This is a genomic window from Amycolatopsis sp. MtRt-6 (genome assembly GCF_017308975.1).
In the GTDB taxonomy this organism is placed as follows: domain Bacteria; phylum Actinomycetota; class Actinomycetes; order Mycobacteriales; family Pseudonocardiaceae; genus Amycolatopsis.
Map to the genome: position 1 here is coordinate 39957 of NZ_JADWPD010000027.1, position 17907 is coordinate 57863.

20 protein-coding genes, 1 tRNA gene and 3 pseudogenes are annotated in these 17907 nt (G+C 71.5%); 15 read left to right on the forward strand and 9 right to left on the reverse strand.

Annotated elements, in window-relative coordinates:
- The first annotated feature begins 43 nt into the window (after nucleotides 1–43).
- The 7 genes and pseudogenes from I4Q55_RS35160 to I4Q55_RS35190 all read left to right on the forward strand — a co-directional run bounded on the left by I4Q55_RS35160 (nucleotide 44) and on the right by I4Q55_RS35190 (nucleotide 5608).
- Complete coding sequence (locus I4Q55_RS35160; protein WP_206794329.1) at nucleotides 44–232, forward strand: helix-turn-helix domain-containing protein; 189 nt, start codon at nucleotides 44–46, stop codon at nucleotides 230–232.
- Nucleotides 229–564 carry a WhiB family transcriptional regulator gene (locus tag I4Q55_RS35165; protein WP_277992030.1) on the forward strand — a complete coding sequence of 112 codons (336 nt, stop codon included), beginning with the start codon at nucleotides 229–231 and terminating at the stop codon, nucleotides 562–564. The genes I4Q55_RS35160 and I4Q55_RS35165 overlap by 4 nt, the downstream gene beginning before the upstream one ends.
- Entirely contained in the window at nucleotides 561–890 is a 330-nt protein-coding gene (locus I4Q55_RS35170; RefSeq protein WP_206794331.1) for a hypothetical protein, read from the forward strand. The genes I4Q55_RS35165 and I4Q55_RS35170 overlap by 4 nt, the downstream gene beginning before the upstream one ends.
- Nucleotides 887–1575: pseudogene (locus I4Q55_RS35175) on the forward strand (hypothetical protein). Before I4Q55_RS35170 ends, I4Q55_RS35175 begins: the two are co-directional and overlap by 4 nt.
- Complete coding sequence (locus I4Q55_RS35180; protein WP_206794334.1) at nucleotides 1568–3703, forward strand: FtsK/SpoIIIE domain-containing protein; 2136 nt, start codon at nucleotides 1568–1570, stop codon at nucleotides 3701–3703. The pseudogene I4Q55_RS35175 and the gene I4Q55_RS35180 overlap by 8 nt, the downstream one beginning before the upstream one ends.
- Nucleotides 3700–3864 carry a hypothetical protein gene (locus I4Q55_RS35185; RefSeq protein ID WP_206794336.1) on the forward strand — a complete coding sequence of 55 codons (165 nt, stop codon included), beginning with the start codon at nucleotides 3700–3702 and terminating at the stop codon, nucleotides 3862–3864. Before I4Q55_RS35180 ends, I4Q55_RS35185 begins: the two co-directional genes overlap by 4 nt.
- Nucleotides 3854–5608, forward strand: a complete 1755-nt coding sequence (locus tag I4Q55_RS35190) for a recombinase family protein (protein ID WP_206794338.1) — start codon at nucleotides 3854–3856, stop codon at nucleotides 5606–5608. The genes I4Q55_RS35185 and I4Q55_RS35190 overlap by 11 nt, the downstream gene beginning before the upstream one ends.
- Here the strand turns inward: I4Q55_RS35190 and I4Q55_RS35195 are convergent.
- Nucleotides 5590–5673, reverse strand: a tRNA-Leu gene (locus I4Q55_RS35195). The two genes, I4Q55_RS35190 and I4Q55_RS35195, sit on opposite strands and share 19 nt — an antisense overlap.
- Nucleotides 5674–6204: 531 nt before the next feature.
- Between I4Q55_RS35195 and I4Q55_RS49660 the strand changes: the two genes are divergently transcribed.
- On the forward strand, nucleotides 6205–6756 hold the full coding sequence (locus I4Q55_RS49660; RefSeq protein WP_307793400.1) for a cellulose binding domain-containing protein: 552 nt from the start codon (nucleotides 6205–6207) through the stop codon (nucleotides 6754–6756).
- Here I4Q55_RS49660 and I4Q55_RS35205 read toward each other — a convergent pair.
- Entirely contained in the window at nucleotides 6753–7643 is an 891-nt protein-coding gene (locus I4Q55_RS35205) for a LysR family transcriptional regulator (protein ID WP_206794340.1), read from the reverse strand. The two genes, I4Q55_RS49660 and I4Q55_RS35205, sit on opposite strands and share 4 nt — an antisense overlap.
- Nucleotides 7644–7736: 93 nt before the next feature.
- On the opposite strand from I4Q55_RS35205, the gene mdlC reads away from it, so the two are divergent.
- Genes mdlC through I4Q55_RS35225 form a run of 4 tightly spaced genes read left to right on the forward strand, consistent with a single transcriptional unit; the run spans nucleotide 7737 to nucleotide 12148 of the window.
- Entirely contained in the window at nucleotides 7737–9305 is a 1569-nt protein-coding gene (gene mdlC / locus I4Q55_RS35210) for a benzoylformate decarboxylase (protein WP_206794342.1), read from the forward strand.
- 2 nt (nucleotides 9306–9307) lie between these two features.
- A complete protein-coding gene (locus I4Q55_RS35215; protein ID WP_206794344.1) occupies nucleotides 9308–10735 on the forward strand; it encodes a benzaldehyde dehydrogenase in 1428 nt (475 codons plus the stop codon).
- 11 nt (nucleotides 10736–10746) lie between these two features.
- Nucleotides 10747–11958, forward strand: coding sequence for an aromatic acid/H+ symport family MFS transporter (locus tag I4Q55_RS35220; protein ID WP_206794346.1), 1212 nt, complete (start codon nucleotides 10747–10749; stop codon nucleotides 11956–11958).
- 31 nt (nucleotides 11959–11989) lie between these two features.
- The gene (locus tag I4Q55_RS35225; protein ID WP_206794348.1) at nucleotides 11990–12148 is read left to right on the forward strand and encodes a hypothetical protein; all 159 of its coding nucleotides are present in this window, start codon (nucleotides 11990–11992) and stop codon (nucleotides 12146–12148) included.
- Here the strand turns inward: I4Q55_RS35225 and I4Q55_RS35230 are convergent, their stop codons facing one another.
- The 3 genes from I4Q55_RS35230 to I4Q55_RS35240 all read right to left on the reverse strand — a co-directional run bounded on the left by I4Q55_RS35230 (nucleotide 12149) and on the right by I4Q55_RS35240 (nucleotide 13238).
- Complete coding sequence (locus I4Q55_RS35230; RefSeq protein WP_167344367.1) at nucleotides 12149–12322, reverse strand: hypothetical protein; 174 nt, start codon at nucleotides 12320–12322, stop codon at nucleotides 12149–12151.
- Nucleotides 12323–12342: 20 nt separating this feature from the next.
- Nucleotides 12343–12576 carry a DUF6480 family protein gene (locus I4Q55_RS35235; RefSeq protein WP_206794350.1) on the reverse strand — a complete coding sequence of 78 codons (234 nt, stop codon included), beginning with the start codon at nucleotides 12574–12576 and terminating at the stop codon, nucleotides 12343–12345.
- A gap of 62 nt (nucleotides 12577–12638) precedes the next feature.
- On the reverse strand, nucleotides 12639–13238 hold the full coding sequence (locus I4Q55_RS35240) for a DUF3156 family protein (protein ID WP_206794352.1): 600 nt from the start codon (nucleotides 13236–13238) through the stop codon (nucleotides 12639–12641).
- Nucleotides 13239–13342: 104 nt separating this feature from the next.
- On the opposite strand from I4Q55_RS35240, the gene I4Q55_RS35245 reads away from it, so the two are divergent.
- Complete coding sequence (locus I4Q55_RS35245; protein ID WP_206794355.1) at nucleotides 13343–13774, forward strand: Hsp20/alpha crystallin family protein; 432 nt, start codon at nucleotides 13343–13345, stop codon at nucleotides 13772–13774.
- Nucleotides 13775–13839: 65 nt separating this feature from the next.
- A complete protein-coding gene (locus I4Q55_RS35250) occupies nucleotides 13840–14613 on the forward strand; it encodes an ANTAR domain-containing protein (RefSeq protein WP_307793401.1) in 774 nt (257 codons plus the stop codon).
- Nucleotide 14614: 1 nt separating this feature from the next.
- On the opposite strand, the gene I4Q55_RS35255 is transcribed toward I4Q55_RS35250, so the two are convergent.
- Both I4Q55_RS35255 and I4Q55_RS49665 read right to left on the reverse strand, forming a co-directional pair.
- Nucleotides 14615–15061: a nitroreductase family deazaflavin-dependent oxidoreductase gene (locus tag I4Q55_RS35255; RefSeq protein ID WP_242547351.1), complete on the reverse strand. Its 447-nt coding sequence runs from the start codon at nucleotides 15059–15061 to the stop codon at nucleotides 14615–14617.
- 302 nt (nucleotides 15062–15363) lie between these two features.
- Nucleotides 15364–15542: pseudogene (locus tag I4Q55_RS49665) on the reverse strand (transcriptional regulator); the annotation flags it as partial.
- Between I4Q55_RS49665 and I4Q55_RS35260 the strand changes: the two are divergent.
- A pseudogene (locus I4Q55_RS35260) lies at nucleotides 15535–15804 on the forward strand (cation transporter); the annotation flags it as partial. The pseudogenes I4Q55_RS49665 and I4Q55_RS35260 sit on opposite strands and share 8 nt — an antisense overlap.
- 53 nt (nucleotides 15805–15857) lie before the next feature.
- Here the strand turns inward: I4Q55_RS35260 and I4Q55_RS35265 are convergent.
- Together I4Q55_RS35265 and I4Q55_RS35270 are read right to left on the reverse strand one after the other, a co-directional pair.
- Nucleotides 15858–17057 carry an MFS transporter gene (locus I4Q55_RS35265; RefSeq protein ID WP_206794357.1) on the reverse strand — a complete coding sequence of 400 codons (1200 nt, stop codon included), beginning with the start codon at nucleotides 17055–17057 and terminating at the stop codon, nucleotides 15858–15860.
- On the reverse strand, nucleotides 17054–17836 hold the full coding sequence (locus tag I4Q55_RS35270) for a DeoR/GlpR family DNA-binding transcription regulator (RefSeq protein WP_307793402.1): 783 nt from the start codon (nucleotides 17834–17836) through the stop codon (nucleotides 17054–17056). Before I4Q55_RS35270 ends, I4Q55_RS35265 begins: the two co-directional genes overlap by 4 nt.
- Nucleotides 17837–17907 lie beyond the last annotated feature (71 nt).

Below are 17907 nucleotides of genomic sequence, written 5' to 3' on the forward strand. Positions count from 1 at the left end.
AAATCAACAATATAGTATTGAAATCATCAGATTGGTCTTTCTTATGAACTCGCACATCACCTTTCACACCATTCGAGAAGCGGCCTGGCTGCTCGGCGTGTCCCGCGCCGCGGTGAGCCGGGCGATTCGGACCCGCGAGCTGCGCGCCACCCGCTGCCGTTCCGGTCTCCGTGTGTCGTCGACCGAGCTGGCCCGTCTGCTCGGGTCGCGTCAGGCCGGAGGTGTCGCATGAGCGCCGACGACCTGCAGTTGATCGGGATTGCCTGGCGGCTGGACCGGCTGCGTTGGGTGCCGACCGAGGTCCTGACCGACGTCGTGACCAGCGAAGGAGTCTGCATGTGGCGCCCGCCGGACGACGGACCACCCGACGCTGACAGCGACGGCGAGCTGGCCGAGCGGCTGTGCGGCGGGTGCCCTGTCCGGGACGAGTGCCTGGAGCTGGAGTTGCGGACGGCCGGCCTCGACACGGTCGGCGTCTGGGGCGGGATGACCGACGACGATCGGCGCGCGCTGTACCCGCTCTGGCTGCGGCGCGGCGAGCGGACCGATCGGGGTGCGCGATGAACGGACTCACCGTGACGCCCATGCAGATTCTCGCCGGTGTCGGCGTGCTGCTCGTGCTGCTCTGGGTCTGGCGGGCCGGTTCCCGGCGGGCGAAGGCCGCTGCCGAAGCTGCTCGGAGCGGGGCGCGGTTCGTGTCGCTGGCCGGGCGGGTGCTGTTCAACGCCGGGCTGATCGTCGCTGTTCAGTGGGTCGTGATCGCTCACCCGGGTAACCCGTGGCTGCTGTTCGCCGTGCTCGGGTTGCCGGCGCTGTTCGCGTCCTACGCGCTAACCCGTGCCATGACGGTGACCACCGTCGACACGCCGAAGCGGGGTGGTCGGCGATGAACCGGGCGCAACGGCTCGCGCAGGACGCCGCCGAAGCCGCGGAGGTGCGCGCCTACCAGACCGATCCGGACGTCGTCGCCCTGCGGATCGAGCGCGTGCGGCGGCAGGTCGACTGGATGTGCTGGTCCGGGATCGTGCTCGGGTTGGCGTTCACGATGACCAACGTCCAGGGTTTCGCGTCGGCCGGCACTCGGCCGGGGTCGCTGCCGTGGCTGGCTGCGTGGGTGCTGGACCCGACCGTCTCCCTCGTTCTGCTGGCAATTCTGCGGGCCGAGCAGGTCACCGCGCGGTACCAGGTCCGGACGGGTGTCTGGGTGCGGCGGGCGAAGTGGTTCACGCTTGCCGCCACCTACGTCATGAACACCTGGACGTCGTTTGCGGCCGGGGAGGCTGCGGCAATCGTGCTGCACTCGGTGCCGCCGCTCGTTGTGTTCGTCGCCGTCGAGGCGATCACCGACCTGCGGGACAAGCTCACCGATGCCGTCTTGGTCGCGGCTGAACGGCGTCCTGTCCACAGGAGACCGGGCGACGGGTGCTGTTCGCCGATTACCTCGCTATCGCTCGGGAGAGCTGGACGCCGGAAGTCGAGATCACGCCAGCGTGGGTGCGGCGGGCTACCGGCTGCTCGCGGGGCCTGTCGCCCCGGCTGGCGCGGGCGCTGCGGTCGGAGGTGGGCAATGGCTGACTCATTGCCGGTCAAGGCCGATCCCGTGTTCGACGGCGAGTTGGTCGACGACACGTTGCCTCAACCGCGTCGGCGGGAGCCGAAAACGAACCGCTTCGTCCGGTGGTGGCGGCACTCTCCGCGGGTGCCGTTGTGGTTGAAGAGCAAGCCGCAGGCCGTCCAGGCGGGCAAGGATGCTGTTGTTGGGCTGGTGAAATCGCCGTGGCGGTACGTCGGCGCGGTCGTTCGCGGCCTGGTCGTCGGGGTTCGGTGGTGGCGCGGGTGGGTCACCGTCCGGGACTACCGGACGGCCGCCGAGGAGTCGGAGAAGCTGGCTGACAAGTTCACGGAGATTCGGGCGCTCACGCTGTTCCGCTGGAAGGTGACCGGTGCCGTCCTGGTCGTTGCGGCCGTCGGGGTGGCCATCGTTGACCTGGTGTACGGCACCGATTCTCTGTGGATCGGCGGGGCCGCCGCCTCCATGGCGCTAGCGATCCTCGGGCGCAAGAAGGACGGCAGTCCCGGCCGAAAACCGGCGCTCGCCGGGCCGCGGACCTTGACTTGGACCATGGACCCGCAGGTATTGGTGGACGCGTTTCGGGACGCGAAGCTGATCGGCAAGGACGAGGCGTTGCGGCTCGTAGAGCGCGCGACGCGCGTCGGCGACGGCTGGGCGGTCACCGTCGACCTTCCGGCCACGCGCAAGGCGGCCGACGTGGTGAAGAACCGCGATGCCCTCGCGTCGGCGCTCGCCGTCGATGAGGTCCAACTGATCGTCGAACGGGTCCGCGGGAACGGTGGGCACGCCGGACGGGTATCGATGTGGGTTGCGGATGAGGACCCGTACGCCTCTCCGCCGTTGCGGACGCCGCTGCTCGGCGTGGCGCAGTGGGATGCGTGGCGGCCGATCCCGTTCGGACGGGATGCGCGGGACCGGCGGATCGACCTTCCGCTGGTGTGGACATCCCTGCTGGTCGGGGCCATCCCCCGTCAGGGCAAGACCTTCGCCGCCCGGCTCGCGGCGGCCGGGCTCATCTTGGACGCTTGGGTGCGGCTGTACGTGGCCGACTTCAAGGCCGGGAAGGACTGGGACGCGGCCGGCCTGGTGGCGCACCGTTTCATGTCCGGTGACGAACCCGAACACGTTCTGGCGCTCGTTGGCTGGCTGATTGAGCTCGTCGGCGAGGTTCAGGCGCGGTTCCGGCGGATGCGCGACCTGGACGACCTTACGTGTCCGGAGTCGAAAGTGACGCCGGAGATGTCCCGTGACAAGACGCTGAACATGCCGATCACGGCCATCTTCATCGATGAGATTCAGGTTCCTCTCGAAGACCGCACGCCCGTTGATGTGCAGGGAAAGAAGCTCACCGCGGGTGAGTACGTCGGCGAGCTGCTGACATGGCTAGCGAAGAAGGGACCGGCCGCTGGGATCGTGCTCGTGCTCGCTACTCAGCGGCCGGACTCGAAGACGATCCCGTCCGGGCTGCGTGCGGTACTCGGGTCGCGGTTTGCGCTGCGGGTCATGGACTGGCGCGACTCGAACATCGTTCTCGGCGAGCAGATGAACACGCGCGGGTTCGACTCCAGCCGGCTGCTGCCCTCGCACAAGGGCGTCGGCATCCTGCGACCGGACGGCGACACGTCAGCCGGCGCCGATGTCCTGGCCATGACGGTTCGGACCTACTACATGCCGAACGAGGACTGGCGGACCATCTGCGAGCAGGGCCGGACGCTGCGCGAGGCGGCCGGGACGCTCACCGGGCACGCGGCCGGGCAGGACACCGTGCCTGTGCTCGACCACGCGGCTGCAGTCAAGGCAATCGGTGCAGGTCACGCGGTTGGCGAAGCTCAGCCGCCCGGTGAGCTGCCCGAGGTGCTCGCGTCGCTCGTCGAGTACTTGGGAGACGATCTCGGGCCAGACGGCCGAGACTTTGTGCCGACCGCTGAGTTGCTGGACGTTCTGGAAATCGACTCGCGGACGTTCGCGCAGGAGATGGCCGAGGTGGGATGCCGGCCGACACGAGACCGCGTGACAAGCGAAGACGGCGAGACGCGGCAGGTTCGCGGGTACCGAACGGCTGAAATCAGAAGCGCGATCAGCCGGGCCACCGCTGGCGCCAGCATCGCAGACGAGGACGGTCGACCATGAGCGCCGCTCGTTCCGAAGTGCCACAGATCCGGGTTATCCTACCTGCGGGATTGCCTGATCTGACGCCTCCGGTCGCGCGTGCACTGCTGGCCGTTCTGATCGAGGTTACTGAGGTGCCGGTGCTCGACGTTCCGGCGGAGGAGGTGAACCATGGCAGCTGAAATCATCAGCGATCCGTGGGCAACACTGGATGACATCCTGGGCCTTGAGGTCGCCGACGTGACGGACGATGGAATCGGGAACCTGGCAGGCTACGGGCGGTGCTCGACCGAGGACAACCAGGACCCGGAGACGTCCCGCGGCTGGCAGTTCGGGAACGCGCGAAAGTTCGTCGAGCCGCTCGGCGGGCAGATCGTGGCGGAGTTCTTCGACGTCGGGCAGTCACGGTCTGTCCCGTGGGAAAGGCGGACTGAGGGTGCACGGCTGCTCGCCGAGTTGAAGAATCCGCGCCGCGGATGGGATGGGATCGTCGTCGGCGAGGGCACGCGGTGTTGGTTCGGTAACCAGTTCTCGCTTATCGCGCCAAAGTTCGCCGCCTACGGGGTTGATCTCTGGGTGCCGGAACTGGGCGGGAAGTACGACGCGCGGAACCCGTCGCACAAGATGCTGATGAGCGTGCTCGGCGGAATGAGCGAGTCCGAGCGCCAGCACGTTCAGGCTCGCGTCCGGGCGGCAATGGACGCGCAGGTGATCAACGAAGGACGGCACCAAGGTGGCCGGGCGCCCTACGGGTACGTCGTCGTCGACAGCGGGCCACATCCGAACCCGCGGAAAGCTGCGGAAGGGTTCAAGCTGCGAGTGCTGGCGATCGACGAGTCGACGGCGGACGTCGTGCAACGAATCTTCGCCGAGTATCTCGACGGCAACGGCGATCGAGCGATCGCCAACCTGCTCAACCGCGACGGTATTCCTTGTCCCTCCGCACATCGGCCGGACCAGAATCGGCACCGGCTAGCCGACGGCTGGCAAGGAAGCTCCGTACGAGCGATCCTCGATAACCCGCGGTACACCGGCTACGCCATCTTCGGGCGCTGGACGAAGCACGAGACGTTGCTTGATCCGGAAGACGTCGCCGCGGGCCACGTGGTGCGATTCAAGCGCGCGGCGCCGGACCGGATTGTGCGGTCACGCGAGCAGGCGCATCCGGCGATCGTCTCCGTGGAGACCTTCACGCAAGCTCAACTACTGCGGCGGTCGAAGTCTGCGGGCGGGTTGAAGACGGCACGCAAGGCCGAGCGAGGCGCCCGGAATACTGCACGGTCATATCTGTTGCGCGGACTGGTCCGATGCGGAATCTGTGGCCGGAAGATGCAAGGCGCCACGATCAGAAAGGGCGCGTACTACCGCTGCACCTCGCGGACGATGGCGCCGGGCTCGCTGCAACTGGCAGACCACCCGAAGACGGTGAACCTGCGCGAAGGCGTGGTCGTCGAGGCGATCAACGGATGGCTTCACGAGCTGTTCCACCCGGACAACCGCGACCGGACGGCGGCCGCCCTTCTCGGGTCGGACGGAAGCACGGCCGGCGGTGGACCGCTGGAGGCGGCGCGAAACCGGCTGGCGGACGCAGAGGCGAGGCTTCAGCGGTACCAGGCCGCGATCGCGGCCGGCGTCGATCCCGAAGCACTCGTCGAGCCAATGAACCAGGCACAGGCAGAACGAGCGGCCGCGAAAGCACAGATCGAGAGCGTTCCGGCCGACTCGGCAGTAAGCCGTGCCGAGATCTACGCGAGGATCGACGCACTCGGCGACGTCTGCGGGACACTGGCCGACGCAACGACGGCGGGCCTGAGCCGCCTGTACCGAGCGCTGAACCTGGAGCTACGCTACGAACCAAAAGAGCTGGCCGTCTATGCGACGACCAGCCCGGGTGTAGATAGTGCGTGTGTCCGAGGGGGGACTTGAACCCCCACGCCCGTTAAGGGCACTAGCACCTCAAGCTAGCGCGTCTGCCATTCCGCCACTCGGACCTGCTGAAGAAAGAGTATACGGCCCCCCGAACCCCTTGTTCAGGGGGGTGCACATCAGCACCCCGGCACCCTCTGGCATGATCGACAGGTTTCGACTCCCTGCATCGATCCAGCAGCGGAACGTCACCCCCGCACCTCCTGTCAAAGCAGGCTGTTAAGTGGTCACCTACCTGCGAAAAACGTTGGCCCACATGGTTTACAAGACCGTCTTCGCTTCCTAGGATTCGCCGGGCAAGCCAGCGCGTTCGAGCGCCCCTGCAGGACCTGGAGGTTCCGGTTATGGCGCGCGCCGGGTGGCGGCCTGATGATGAGATCTCCGTTGATGACCTTCTGCGGGAAACCGGGGCCATGCCTCGGTCGCTGGGGGCCTACTCTCCCCCCACGAAGGCGCGGGAGGACGACACCGGTACGGGGTACCGGGAACGGCTCGAGCAGCGTGCCAAGGAGGCCGCCGCTGGGCAGCAGCGTGCTGGGCGGCGGATTCGGTGGGTCTCCGCTCTCTGTGGGGGCCTTGTCGTCGTCGGGAGCCTCGTGATCATCTCCGTCACCTCCGAGAGCTCTTCCGGCCGGCAGGCGGCCGTTGCGCCCGATTCGCTCGCTCCCGCCACCACCACTCCGCGGACCGTGCCCAGCGCCGTCACGCCGACGCCGGTGCCCACCGTCATCCGGCAGACCTCCGCCTCTCCCACCACCACCGCGCCCAAGACCACGGCCACCGCCGGCAGCCAGCCGCCGGCCGCTCCGCCGCCGCCCGCTCCCGTTGCCTCGTGCACCGTGCGGTACGCCGTCACCGATCAGTGGCCCAACGGCTTCACCGCCAACCTCTGGGTCACCAACACCGGCAACCAGACGCTCAACCCGTGGACCACCACCTGGAACTTCACCGCCGGGCAGCGGGTCACCCACAGCTGGAACGGCGACTTCTCCCAGAGCGGCTCACGGGTCACCATGAAAGCGGTTTCCTACAACCTGAGCCTCGCCCCCGGCGCGACCGTCAACATCGGCTTCAACGGCTCCTTCGACCGCGGCAACCCGACGCCCGTCGGGTTCACCCTCGACGGCGCGCGCTGCACCACCGCCTAACCCAGCACCTCGCGCATGAACCCCACCAGCCAGTGCTGGGCCGGGGTGCGGGCGTGCGTGTGCCGCGTGTACACCGACACCTGGGCCGGCTCGACCTCGAGCGGCAGCTCGAACAGCCGGACCCGGTGCTCGGCCGCGAACATCTCCGCCACCAGGCGCGGCACCATCGCCACCAGCTCGCCGTCCTGGACCAGGTACGGCAGCGCCGCGAACCGGGTCACCTCGAGCACCACGCGGTCGAGCAGGCCGCACGCCTCCAGCGCGCGACGCGGGCCGTCGTGGCCCGTCGGGCCGAACACCGTCACGTGGCGCTCGGCCGCCAGCCGGCCGAACGAAACCGCTGACGAAAGCCGCGGGTGGTCGGCAGCCACCATGCCCAGGTAGCCCTCGGAAAACAACGGGATCCGGGCGATGCGCTGGGAACTGATCAGCGAGGACGCGATGAACGCGTCGATCTCGCCGCGGCCGAGCTGGTCGGCCGCGCGGTCGACGTCCAGCGGCCGGACCGTCAGCGTCACCCCGGGCGCCCGCGACGGCAGCTCCGCCATCAGGCGCGGCAGCAGCGAGATCTCCCCCAGGTCCGACAGGCACAGCGTGAACGCCGCCCGGGCCGTCGACGGCGAGAACGACTTCGCGCCGCTCACCGCCGTCTCGATCTCCGACAGCGCGCTGTGCAGGGGCTCGTACAACGCGCGGGCCGTCGTCGTGGGCACCAGGCCGCCGCCGGTGCGGCGGAACAGCTCGTCCGAAAACCGGCGCCGCAGCTTCTGCAGGCTGTAGCTGATCGTCGGCTGCGTGACGTGCAGGGACTCGGCCGTCGCCGTCACACTGCGGGTCTCGTACAGCAGCACGAACGTGCGCACCAGGTTCAGGTCGAAGTCCGGCATATCGATCCCATCTATGAAGCAACGCGCCAACATCTATTGGAACACGGCGGCGCACGTCCATAGGGTCGGTCCGACTTCGAGGAGGTGCCACCGATGCCCACCGTCCGCCGGCTCGCCCACGAGTTCCTGGACCGCCGTGGCCTGACCACGATCTTCGGCAACCCCGGTTCGAACGAGCTGCCGTTCCTGGCCGAGCTGCCCGCGCACTTCCGCTACGTCCTCGGCCTGCACGAAGGCGCCGTCGTCGGGATGGCCGACGGCTACGCCCAGGCGACCGGCCGTCCCGTGCTGGTCAACCTGCACGCCGCCGCCGGTTCCGGCAACGCGATGGGCGCGCTCACCAACGCCGTCTCCTCGCGCTCTCCCCTGGTGCTCACGGCCGGCCAGCAGGTCCGGACGGCGATCGGACCGGAGGCGCTGCTCGCCAACGTCGACGCGACGCAGCTGATGCGGCCCCTGGCCGGCTGGGCCGGCGAGCCGAGCTGCGCCGAAGACGTCCCGAGGTCCCTCGCGCAGGCGGTGTTCGAGGCCGAGCTGCAGCGGCGTCCGACCTACCTCTCCGTGCCCTACGACGACTGGGCCGCCGAGCTCACCGAGACGGCGACGCTCGACCGGCAGGTCCAGCGAGGGCTCAGCCCGAGCGAAGCCCAGCTCGGCGACCTCGTCGCGAGCGTCGCCGCGGCGAGGAACCCGGCGCTCGTGCTGGGCGGCGACATCGACGCCACCGGGCTCTTCGACCGGGCCGTCGCCCTGGCCGAGCACCTCGGCCTGCCGACCTGGGTGGCGCCGTCGCCGTACCGGCTGCCCTTCCCCAACCGGCACCCGCTCTTCCGCGGCGTGCTGCCCGCCGGCATCGCGCCGGTGTCGGCCGCGCTGACCGGGCACGACCTCGTGCTCGTGCTCGGCGCGCCGGTGTTCCGCTACCACCAGCACGTGCCCGGGGCCTACCTGCCCGCGGGCACCCGCCTGATCCAGGTCACCGACGACGTCGGCGCCGCGGCCCGCGCGCCGATGGGCGAGGCGCTGGTCGCCGACCCCGCGCCGGTGATCGAGGCGCTGCTGGCGAAGGTGCCCGGCCGCGCCACGCGGACGAACTACGTCGCCACCCCGGAGCCCAGGACCGGCGAGCGGGCGCTGCACCCGGAGCAGGTGTTCGCCGCGCTGCGCGACACCCAGGCCGGCGACACGCGCTACGTCGTCGAGTCGACGTCGACGAACTCTGCCTGGTGGCGGCAGATGGACCTGCGTCGCGCAGGCTCGTACTTCTTCCCGGCCGCCGGCGGGCTCGGCTTCGGCCTGCCCGCGGCAGTCGGCGTCGCCCTGGGCAGCCCGGACCGCCCGGTCGTCGGCGTCGTCGGCGACGGCTCGGCCAACTACGGCATCACGGCGTTGTGGACCGCCGCGCACTACCGCGTGCCGGTCACCTTCGTGATCCTGCGCAACGGCGTCTACGGCGCCCTGCGGTGGTTCGGCGAGCTGCTCGGGACGCCGGACGTGCCCGGTACGGAGATCCCCGGGCTCGATTTCACGGCCATCGCGGCCGGCTACGGCGTCGAGGCCACCACCGCCCGCGACGCCGACGACTTGCGCGCCCAGCTCAAGACGACCCCGGACGGCCCGCGGCTGATCCAGGTCGACACCGAACCGACCACACCGGAGTGATCATGACCCTGCTCGAGAACGCGTTCGACGGCGGTACCGGCGGCACCCACGCGGTCGTCGAACCGGCCACCGGCGAGACCCTCGGCAGCGTGGGCGTCGCGACGCCGGACGACGTCGCCGAAGCCGCCGCGACCGCGGCCAAGGCCCAGCGTGACTGGGCCCGGCGCAAGCCCGCCGAACGCGCCGCGGTGCTGCGCCGCGCCGGCGAGCTGTGGGAGGCGCACGCCGCCGAGGTGCAGGACTGGATCGTCCGCGAGGCCGGTTCGACGCGGCCCAAGGCGGGAATCGAGACCGAGCTGGCGGCCGGGATCTGCTTCGAAGCCGCGGCCCTGCCGACCCACCCGCTCGGCGAGGTGCTGAGCACCGGCGAACCCCGCTGGTCGCTGGCCCGGCGGGTGCCGGCCGGCGTCGTTTCGGTGATCTCGCCGTTCAACTTCCCGCTGATCCTGGCCATCCGTTCGGTCGCGCCGGCGCTCGCGCTCGGCAACGCCGTGCTGCTCAAGCCCGACCTGCGGACCGCGGTGTGCGGCGGCGTGAGCATCCTGCGCGTCTTCGAGGAGGCCAGCCTGCCCGAAGGACTCCTGCACCTGCTGCCCGGGGACGCCGGGGTCGGCGCCGCGGTGGTCGACGCGCCGGAGGTGTCGGTCGTGTCGTTCACCGGCTCGACCGCGGCCGGGCGGAAGGTCGGCGAAGCCGCCGCGCGCTCGCTCAAGCGCGTGCACCTGGAGCTGGGCGGGAACAACGCGCTCGTCGTGCTGCCCGGCGCCGACGTCGCCAAGGCGGCCTCCGCCGGCGCGTTCGGCTCGTTCCTGCACCAGGGCCAGATCTGCATGACCACCGGCCGCCACCTCGTCCACGAGTCCCAAGTGGACGAATACGTCGAGGCGCTCGCGGAGAAGGCGCGCCGGCTGCCCGTCGGGAACCCGGCCGAGGGCGACGTCGCGCTCGGCCCGATCATCGACGACCGCCAGCTCGCGCACGTCACCGACGTCGTCGACCGCAGCGTCGCGGCCGGCGCGCGGGTGCTGGCGGGCGGGAAGCCCGACGCGCCGTTCTACCCGCCAACCGTCCTCTTCGGACTCGACGACCACAGCCCCGCCTGGCGCGAGGAGATCTTCGGGCCAGTCGCGCCGGTGCGCGCCTACCGCGACCTCGACGAGGCCGCGCGGCTGGTCAACGACTCCGAGTACGGCCTGTCGGTCGGCATCCTCGGCGACGTCGGCACCGCGATGCAGCTGGCCGAGGAGGTCCGCTCGGGCAAGGTGCACATCAACGAGCAGACCGTCGGCGACGAGCCGACCGCGCCCTTCGGCGGCGTCGGTGACTCCGGCAACGGCTCCCGCTTCGGCGGCGCCAAGGCCAACATCGAGGCCTTCACCGAGACCCAGTGGCTGACCGTCCGCGCGGACATCGCGCAGTACCCGTTCTGAGGAGCACGGCAATGACGACGTCTCGTGGCGCGTGGACGGCAGTCCTCTGCTGGCTGACCGTCCTGCTCGAGGGCTACGACCTGGTCGCGCTCGGCGCGACCATCCCGACCCTGCTCAAGAGCGGCCACCTCGGGTTCACCGCGGCCGGCGCGACCGCCGTCGCCACGGTGTCGCTGATCGGCGTGGCCGTCGGCGCGGCGTTCCTCGGCCCGCTCACCGACCGCTTTGGCCGCCGCGCGCTGCTGATCGGCTCGGTCCTGTTGTTCTCGCTGTTCACCCTGCTGACGCCGCTCGCGCCGAACGTGGCGATGTTCGGGGTGTTCCGGTTCGCCGCCGGGCTCGGCCTCGGCGCGTGCATGCCGGTGGCGCTCACCGTGATGTCGGAGAACCTGCCCGCCCGGCGGCGCGCGAGCGCGAGCACGTTCACCATGACCGGCTACCACGTCGGCGCGGTGCTGACGTCGGTCCTCGCGTTGTCCGTTCAGGAGGACTGGCACCTGCTGTTCTACGGCGGCGGGATCGCCGGCCTGCTGGCCGTGCCGCTGATGTGGTGGAAGCTGCCGGAATCCGCCGCCTACCTCGCCGCCAAGGACGAACCCGGGCGCGTGGCGCTCAAAGACCTCCTGGGCGGGAAGTTCCGGCGGATCAGCATCGCCGTGTGGACCGGTTCGTTCATGGGGCTGCTGCTGGTCTACGGGCTCAACACGTGGCTGCCGCAGCTGATGCGGACGGCGGGCTACCCGATCTCGACGTCGATCACGCTGCTGCTGGTGCTCAACGTCGGCGCGGTGCTCGGGCTGGTGCTGGCCGGGACGGTCGCCGACCGCTTCGGCATCCGGCCGATCGCGCGGATCTGGTTCGGCACCGGCGCGGTCCTGCTCGCGGCGCTGAGCCTGAAGATCGGCAACGCGGTGCTGCTCAACGCGGTCGTCCTGCTGACCGGCGTGTTCGTGTTCTCCGCGCAGGTGCTGATCTACGGCTACGTCGCGCACGCCTTCCCGGCGCACGTCCGGGGCACCGCCCTCGGGCTGACGTCGGCGGTCGGGCGGCTGGGCTCGATCCTCGGCCCGTTCGTCACCGGGGCGCTGGTCACGGCCGGGATCGCCTACCCGTGGGGCTTCTGGTTCTTCGCCGTCGTGGCCGCGCTGGGCCTGGTCGCGGTCCTGACGCTGCGCCGCGAGACGCCGGCCGAGGAGCGGTTGACACGCGTGTCCGCCGGGTAGCCGCGAAGGATCGGCCACCCGAGGAGGAACGATGTCCCAGCCCCACGACGAGACCGGCGAAGTCGACTCGAGCGGGAACCCGGTCGAACCGCCGCGCCGCAACGAGCCCGACGGGCCCCTGGAAGACGAGGACGCGAAGTCGCGGCCGGGTCACCCGGCCACGGAGGACAACTTCCGCGGCGGCGACTAGCTAGACCGTGTCCTCGGGCTTGCGGCGCCCCAGCGTCGCCTCCGGATGCTCGGTGCGGCGGTCGGAGTCGCGCAGCACCTCGCGGGCCTGGCCCTCGGGATCCGCGCTGTCGACGGCCTGTTCTTCGGGCAGCAGCTCGGCCCGGGTTTCCGTCCGGTCAGGGGTGTCGTCCATGCTTCGCGGGTACCCGGATCTCAGACGCGCAACCAGCCGACGGCGAGTGCGATCACCAGTCCGGCGACCATCAGCACGAGCACGCCGGTGAGGACCAGCCACAGCACCGGCATCGCCTTGGACGGCATCGGCTGCGGGCGCGACAGCCCCGACGTCTGGGCGGAGTCGGGGGGCGTGCTGCCCGGGGGCACCCCGCCCCCGGCTTCCAGGTCCGGCGTCCGGCGGGGATCCGGGTCCGGGGGTTCGGCGGTCATGGCGGCACCGTCCTTCCGTCGCTCCCGCGGCGGGTGCCCGGCAGGCGGCCGGGCAAACCCGGTCACTCCCGGGAGCGGCGGTTGCCGGCGGCGTCCCGGCGCAGCTGGTCGGTGTGGGCGGAGATCTCCCCGAGCTGCTCGGCCAGCGCGCCGGTCAGGTGCGGCCGGGCGGCGGCCAGCGGCGGGAGCAGGGTCGCCGGGTCGTCGTCGCCGAGGGCCGCGCCGAGGCGGTCGGCGCTCTCCTGCGCGGCGGGCCCCAGCCCGTCGAGCGCGCTGACCCGGCCGGCGAGCTGGCGCAGGATGGCGGAGTTGCGCCGGGCCCAGTCGGCGACGGCCCGGTCGCCCGCGCGCCGGTCGCGTTCCGCGTCGACCCGCGCCTCGCCGGTCTTCTCGCCGGTGTGCGACGGCTGCAGCCGCAGGTAACGCCGTTCCGCGGCCTGGCGGCTGGCGACGCCCAGCGCGGGCGCGAGCGCCACCCAGCTGGCGCCGGCCGCCCTGGCCGCCGTGATCAGCTCCGGTTCCCAGCTCGCCAGTTCTTCCCGCAGCAGCCGCAGGCCGGACAGCGCCGCCAGCACCTGCTCCCGGTCGCCGGCCCCGGCCCGGGCGGCCGTGACCACCTCCTGGATCCGGCGCAGCGCGCCGGTGGGATCGGTTGCGTCCATCACGTCATCCTTTCGACGACCCACATCTTGTCATCGTTTTGACGACATGCTAGAACAGACCTGCGTGTTGACACCAGAGCTGTCAATTCAGGAGGTGGATCCCGATGTTGATGCGCACCGACCCGTTCCGCGACCTCGACCGGTTCGCCCAGCAGGTCTTCGGCGCCGGCACCTGGTCGAAACCGGCCGCCATGCCGATGGACGCCTACCGCGCCGGCGACGAGTTCGTGGTGTGCTTCGACCTCCCCGGCGTCGATCCCGGCGCCGTCGAGCTGGACGTCGAGCGCAACGTCCTCACGGTCAAGGCCGAACGACGGCCCCTGCCGACCGGTGACGACGTCCGGATGCACGTCTCCGAGCGGCGGCTGGGCGTGTTCTCCCGCCAGCTGTTCCTCGGCGACACCCTGGACACCGAGCACATCACCGCGAACTACGACGCCGGGGTGCTGACCGTCCGCATCCCGATCGTCGAGAAGGCGAAGCCGCGGCGCATCGAGATCGACGGCGCCGGCGACCAGAAGCAGATCAAGGCCTGACCCCGATCGGGGCGGGGCCGGGTGCGCACCGGCCCCGCCTCCACCGCGCCGAGGAGGGGTTTGCGGTGACCGGAATAGCCACGAGGCACGGGGTCACTCCCCTGCTGGACGAACTCCTCGTCCGGATCGCGGGCGACGTACCGGGCGCCCTCGGCGCCGCGGTGTCCGTGCACCACCGCGGCGGCCCCCTGCGCGTGGCGGCCGCACACGGGCTCTCCACGGCCCTCGTCCCGGCCCAGCTGAACGGGTTCGGCGGCCCGGTCCCCACCGCGGCCCGCACCGGCGAGCCGGTGGTGACCGCCGACGTCTACGCCGACGACCGCTGGCCGTCCCTGACACTGAGCGGCCTGCTGGAACACCACCCCGCCCACGCCACGGACTGGCCGCGCCTACGCGGGATCGCGGCCCTGCCGTCGACGTGGGACGCCGAAGGGGCGCTGGTCCTGTCGGTGACCCTCGACCGGCCCGCCACGGAAGAGACGGTGGACGTGCTGCGGCGCCACGAGCGGCTCGCCGCGATGGCGCTGGTCGTCGCCGAAGCGGCCCAGCCGGACCGGACCGGCCAGATGCTGGATCTCCTGCAGTCGCGCGCGGCGCTGGAGGAGGCGAAGGGCATCGTCATCGCCCTGCGCCGCTGCGACCCCGATGAAGCGTGGCACACGCTGCGCCGGGCGAGCCAGGAGTGCAACGTCAAGGTCCGGGAGCTCGCCGTCGCGCTGGTGGAGCTGCTCGCCGGCGCACCGGCACCCCAGCCGGACGGCGAGCGCACGATCCACCCGAGCCCCCAGGCCCGCCGCGCGGCCCGGCAGTTGCTGCGCACCCTCGAGCGGCGTCGCTGACTCAGCGCTGTTCGACCCGGAACACCGCGATGTGCTCCGCGGCCGCCGCGACGGCGTCGGGCGTGGGCGCCGCCGCCAAGCCGGTGGTCACGAACCGCTTCCCCACGCTCGCCGGGCTCGTTTCGACCAGCCGGCGCAGGACCGGCCGCCGCTCCTCGACCGGCAGCTCGGTCAGCCGGGCGGCCGACGACCGGCGGCCCCGGGTCAGCGTCACCTCGCCCGCGGCCCGCACGTTCGCCACCCAGGCCGCCTTCGGGTAGGCCTGGACGATGTAGCGGTGCCCGTCGATGGGGTTGACCGCGATGGGGAAGGTGCGCGGGACGCCGGTGCGCCGCCCGGGCACGGTGAGCAGCTGCATCGGACCGAAGGCGACGCCGAGCCGCTGCAGCCCCACGACGATCTTGTTGCCGGTGTTGATCATCCGGCGGTAGCTCTGCGCTGTTGTCATGCCTCGACGGTACACGAGTTCATATGAAACTCGTATGATCTGAGTCTCGTAGTTGTTCGCGTTCGGGCCCCGGCTTCGGGTCCGGCGGCACCGGGTCCGGCACCGGGACACCGGGGTCCGGGAGCGGCCGGTCCGGCCGGGGTCCGGGCGGCACGGGATCCGGAACGACGGGATCGGGCTGGACGGGTTCGGGCGGCACCGGGGGTGCGGTCGACATCGGTCATTCCCTCCGCCACGCCGCCCGCGATTCGGACGGCGATCACCTCGGGGCTACCCGGTGCGGCGGGGCGGGGAAACGCCGATCAGCCGGTCCGCGGGTGGTGGGCGTGGTCGCCCGCGGGGATGTCGTGCTCCGCGTGGTGCAGAGCCTGGGCCAGCATGCCGCGGACGTGGTTTCGGCCGCCGAGTAGTAGACGAACGTGCGGCCCTTCACCAGGCCTGCCAGGCGCAGCTTGGCCAGGTGCCGGCTGACCGCCGTCGGCACCACCGCCGTCGCGCACCTCGCGCTCGTGCTGGTCACCGGGTCGGTCGCGCTGCTGGGCGACACCGTCCACAACTTCGCCGACGCGCTGACCGCCGTCCCGCTCGGTGTGGCCTTCCGCTGGGCCGGCGGGCGGCGACCCGGCCGCGCCGAGGACCTGGCCGGCGTGGTCGTCGTGCTCGTTGTCGCCGCCTCGGCCGCGATCGCCGGCTACGCATCGGTGGTGCGGCTGCTCGAGCCGCGGCCGGTCGGGCACCCGTGGACCGAACCGGCCGATCGGGCGGACCGGGCCCACGAAACCCTTGCGCACCACCGCTAGCACCCGACGGGCTGCTCCACCGGTTCCGGCTTCGGGCTCAGCACCCCGGCGAACAGGGCCGCCAGCACGCACAGCACCACCGGCACCGCGAACGTGACGTTCAGCGGCAGCCAGTGCGTCAGCCCGCCGATGAGCGCCGGGCCGGCCAGCAGGCCGACGTAGCCGAGGCCGACCACCCGGGCCATCAACGCGCCCGACGCCCGCGTGTCCAGGTTGCCCGCCGCCGTGAACAGCTGCGGGACGCCGCCCGAAAGACCCAGGCCGAACAACGCCCAGCCGACCAGCGACACCGGCACCCACGGCACCGCCGCGGCCACGGTCAGCCCCACCGCCGCCAGCGTCGCGCCGTAGCGGACGATCGCCGCCGGGCCCGCCCAGGCCGCGACGCGGTCGGTGAGGAACCGGCCGGTCGTCATCGCCACCGCGAAGGCGCCGTACGCCAGCGCCGCCGTCGAGGACGACGTGCCGAGCACCTTCTCCATGTGCAGTGCGGCCCAGTCGTTCGCGACGCCCTCCGACAGCATCAGCGCCAGCGCCAGCAGGCCGAGCAGCCAGACCGTCCGGCCCGGGGTCCGGCGGCGCTCGGCCGGCTCGGCGGCCTCGGATGCAGCAACAGCGGCCGGAGCGTCGGCCGGCTCCATCAGAAAGCGCGCCGACACCACGGAAAGCAGCACGCACACCAGGCCGGTGCTGGTCAGCGTCACCCCGGTGGGCACGCCCGCGCCGAGCGTCGCCGCGCCGATGACCGCGGCGATCGCGCCGCCGATCGACCACATCGCGTGGAAGGCCGCCATGATCGGGCGCGGGTAGGCCCGTTCGACCACGACCGCGTGGGCGTTCATCCCGACATCGATGGCACCGTTGCCGAACCCGAAGCCGATCAGCGCCAAACCCAGCGTCCACCACGAATCCGCGAACCCGGGCCCGCACACCGCGAGGCCGAGCAGGATCCCGGCGGCCGGCACCAGCCGCCGCTGCCCGAGCCGGTCGACGAGCGGGCCCGCCACCTGCATACCGGCGAACGCGGCGCCGCCGAGCACCAGCAGCAGCGCGCCCAGCGTGGTGTGCGAGATGCCCGTCGCGCGCTCGATGTTCGGGATGTGCACCACCCACATGCCCATCGCGAAGCCGTTGAGGCCGAAGAACATGAAGGTCGCGAACCGGGCGGCACGCGGGCGGGGCTGGACGGTCGTCATCGGCTCTCCGTGGGGGTGGGGACAGCAACGTGCACCAGCACGCCGCGCTCGGTCAGCGCGGCACGCTGGTCTTCTGGTGCGCCGGGATCGGTGATCACCACGTCGGCGCGGTCGGCGGGACAGACACAGGCGAGCGTGGAACGGCCCCACTTGGTGCCATCGGCGAGCACGATCGCCCGCGCCGAGACGGCGAGCGCGGTCCGCTTGACCTCGGCGTCGTCCAGGTCGAAGGCGGTGAACCCGGAGTCGACGCCGACCGCGCAGGGGCTCAGCACGGCGACGTCGAACCGCAGCGCCCGCAGGGACGCGCACGTCAGCGGGCCCACCAGGGCCTGCTCGCCCGGCCGCGCTTCGCCACCGGGCAGCAGCAGCCGGACGCCGGGTGCCTCGGCCAGCTCGCGGGCCGCGTGCAGGGACAGCGGCAGCACGGTGACCGGGCGCCCGCGCAGCAGCCGCGCCAGCTCCAGCGCCGTCGTGCCGCTGTCGAGGACGACCGTCTCGCCGTCGCGGATCAGCTCGGCCGCGGCGGCGGCGATGGCCCGCTTCGCCGCGACGGCGGTCGTCGCCCGGGCCGCGAACGGCGGTTCGACGCCCGACGGCGACACCGCGACCGCGCCGCCGTGCACGCGGCGCAGCACGCCCCGGGACGCCAGGTGGTCGAGGTCGCGGCGGACGGTCATCTCCGACGCCCCGGTCGCCGCGGCCAGTTCGGCGACGCCCACCTGCTCGGCGTCGCGCAAGCGCTCCACGATCACCCGGAACCGTTCCGCGCTCTTCACGTCCCGATGCTCGCAAAGCGCCCGATCTCGCACCATTGGTTTGTTCGTTCGATCACGCGGCATGTGCGAAC

Bases quoted from the DNA above. Each gene is read 5' to 3' on its own strand.
- I4Q55_RS35235 (WP_206794350.1), bottom strand. From the start codon at position 12,576: ATGACCGCCGAACCCCCGGACCCGGATCCCCGCCGGACGCCGGACCTG.
- I4Q55_RS35225 (WP_206794348.1), top strand. From the start codon at position 11,990: ATGTCCCAGCCCCACGACGAGACCGGCGAAGTCGACTCGAGCGGGAAC.
- I4Q55_RS35255 (WP_242547351.1), bottom strand. From the start codon at position 15,061: ATGACAACAGCGCAGAGCTACCGCCGGATGATCAACACCGGCAACAAG.
- I4Q55_RS35245 (WP_206794355.1), top strand. From the start codon at position 13,343: ATGTTGATGCGCACCGACCCGTTCCGCGACCTCGACCGGTTCGCCCAG.
- I4Q55_RS35165 (WP_277992030.1), top strand. From the start codon at position 229: ATGAGCGCCGACGACCTGCAGTTGATCGGGATTGCCTGGCGGCTGGAC.
- I4Q55_RS35265 (WP_206794357.1), bottom strand. From the start codon at position 17,057: ATGACGACCGTCCAGCCCCGCCCGCGTGCCGCCCGGTTCGCGACCTTC.
- I4Q55_RS35220 (WP_206794346.1), top strand. From the start codon at position 10,747: ATGACGACGTCTCGTGGCGCGTGGACGGCAGTCCTCTGCTGGCTGACC.
- I4Q55_RS35180 (WP_206794334.1), top strand. From the start codon at position 1,568: ATGGCTGACTCATTGCCGGTCAAGGCCGATCCCGTGTTCGACGGCGAG.
- I4Q55_RS35215 (WP_206794344.1), top strand. From the start codon at position 9,308: ATGACCCTGCTCGAGAACGCGTTCGACGGCGGTACCGGCGGCACCCAC.
- I4Q55_RS35185 (WP_206794336.1), top strand. From the start codon at position 3,700: ATGAGCGCCGCTCGTTCCGAAGTGCCACAGATCCGGGTTATCCTACCT.
- I4Q55_RS35190 (WP_206794338.1), top strand. From the start codon at position 3,854: ATGGCAGCTGAAATCATCAGCGATCCGTGGGCAACACTGGATGACATC.
- I4Q55_RS35160 (WP_206794329.1), top strand. From the start codon at position 44: ATGAACTCGCACATCACCTTTCACACCATTCGAGAAGCGGCCTGGCTG.
- I4Q55_RS35205 (WP_206794340.1), bottom strand. From the start codon at position 7,643: ATGCCGGACTTCGACCTGAACCTGGTGCGCACGTTCGTGCTGCTGTAC.
- mdlC (WP_206794342.1), top strand. From the start codon at position 7,737: ATGCCCACCGTCCGCCGGCTCGCCCACGAGTTCCTGGACCGCCGTGGC.
- I4Q55_RS35230 (WP_167344367.1), bottom strand. From the start codon at position 12,322: ATGGACGACACCCCTGACCGGACGGAAACCCGGGCCGAGCTGCTGCCC.
- I4Q55_RS35170 (WP_206794331.1), top strand. From the start codon at position 561: ATGAACGGACTCACCGTGACGCCCATGCAGATTCTCGCCGGTGTCGGC.
- I4Q55_RS35240 (WP_206794352.1), bottom strand. From the start codon at position 13,238: ATGGACGCAACCGATCCCACCGGCGCGCTGCGCCGGATCCAGGAGGTG.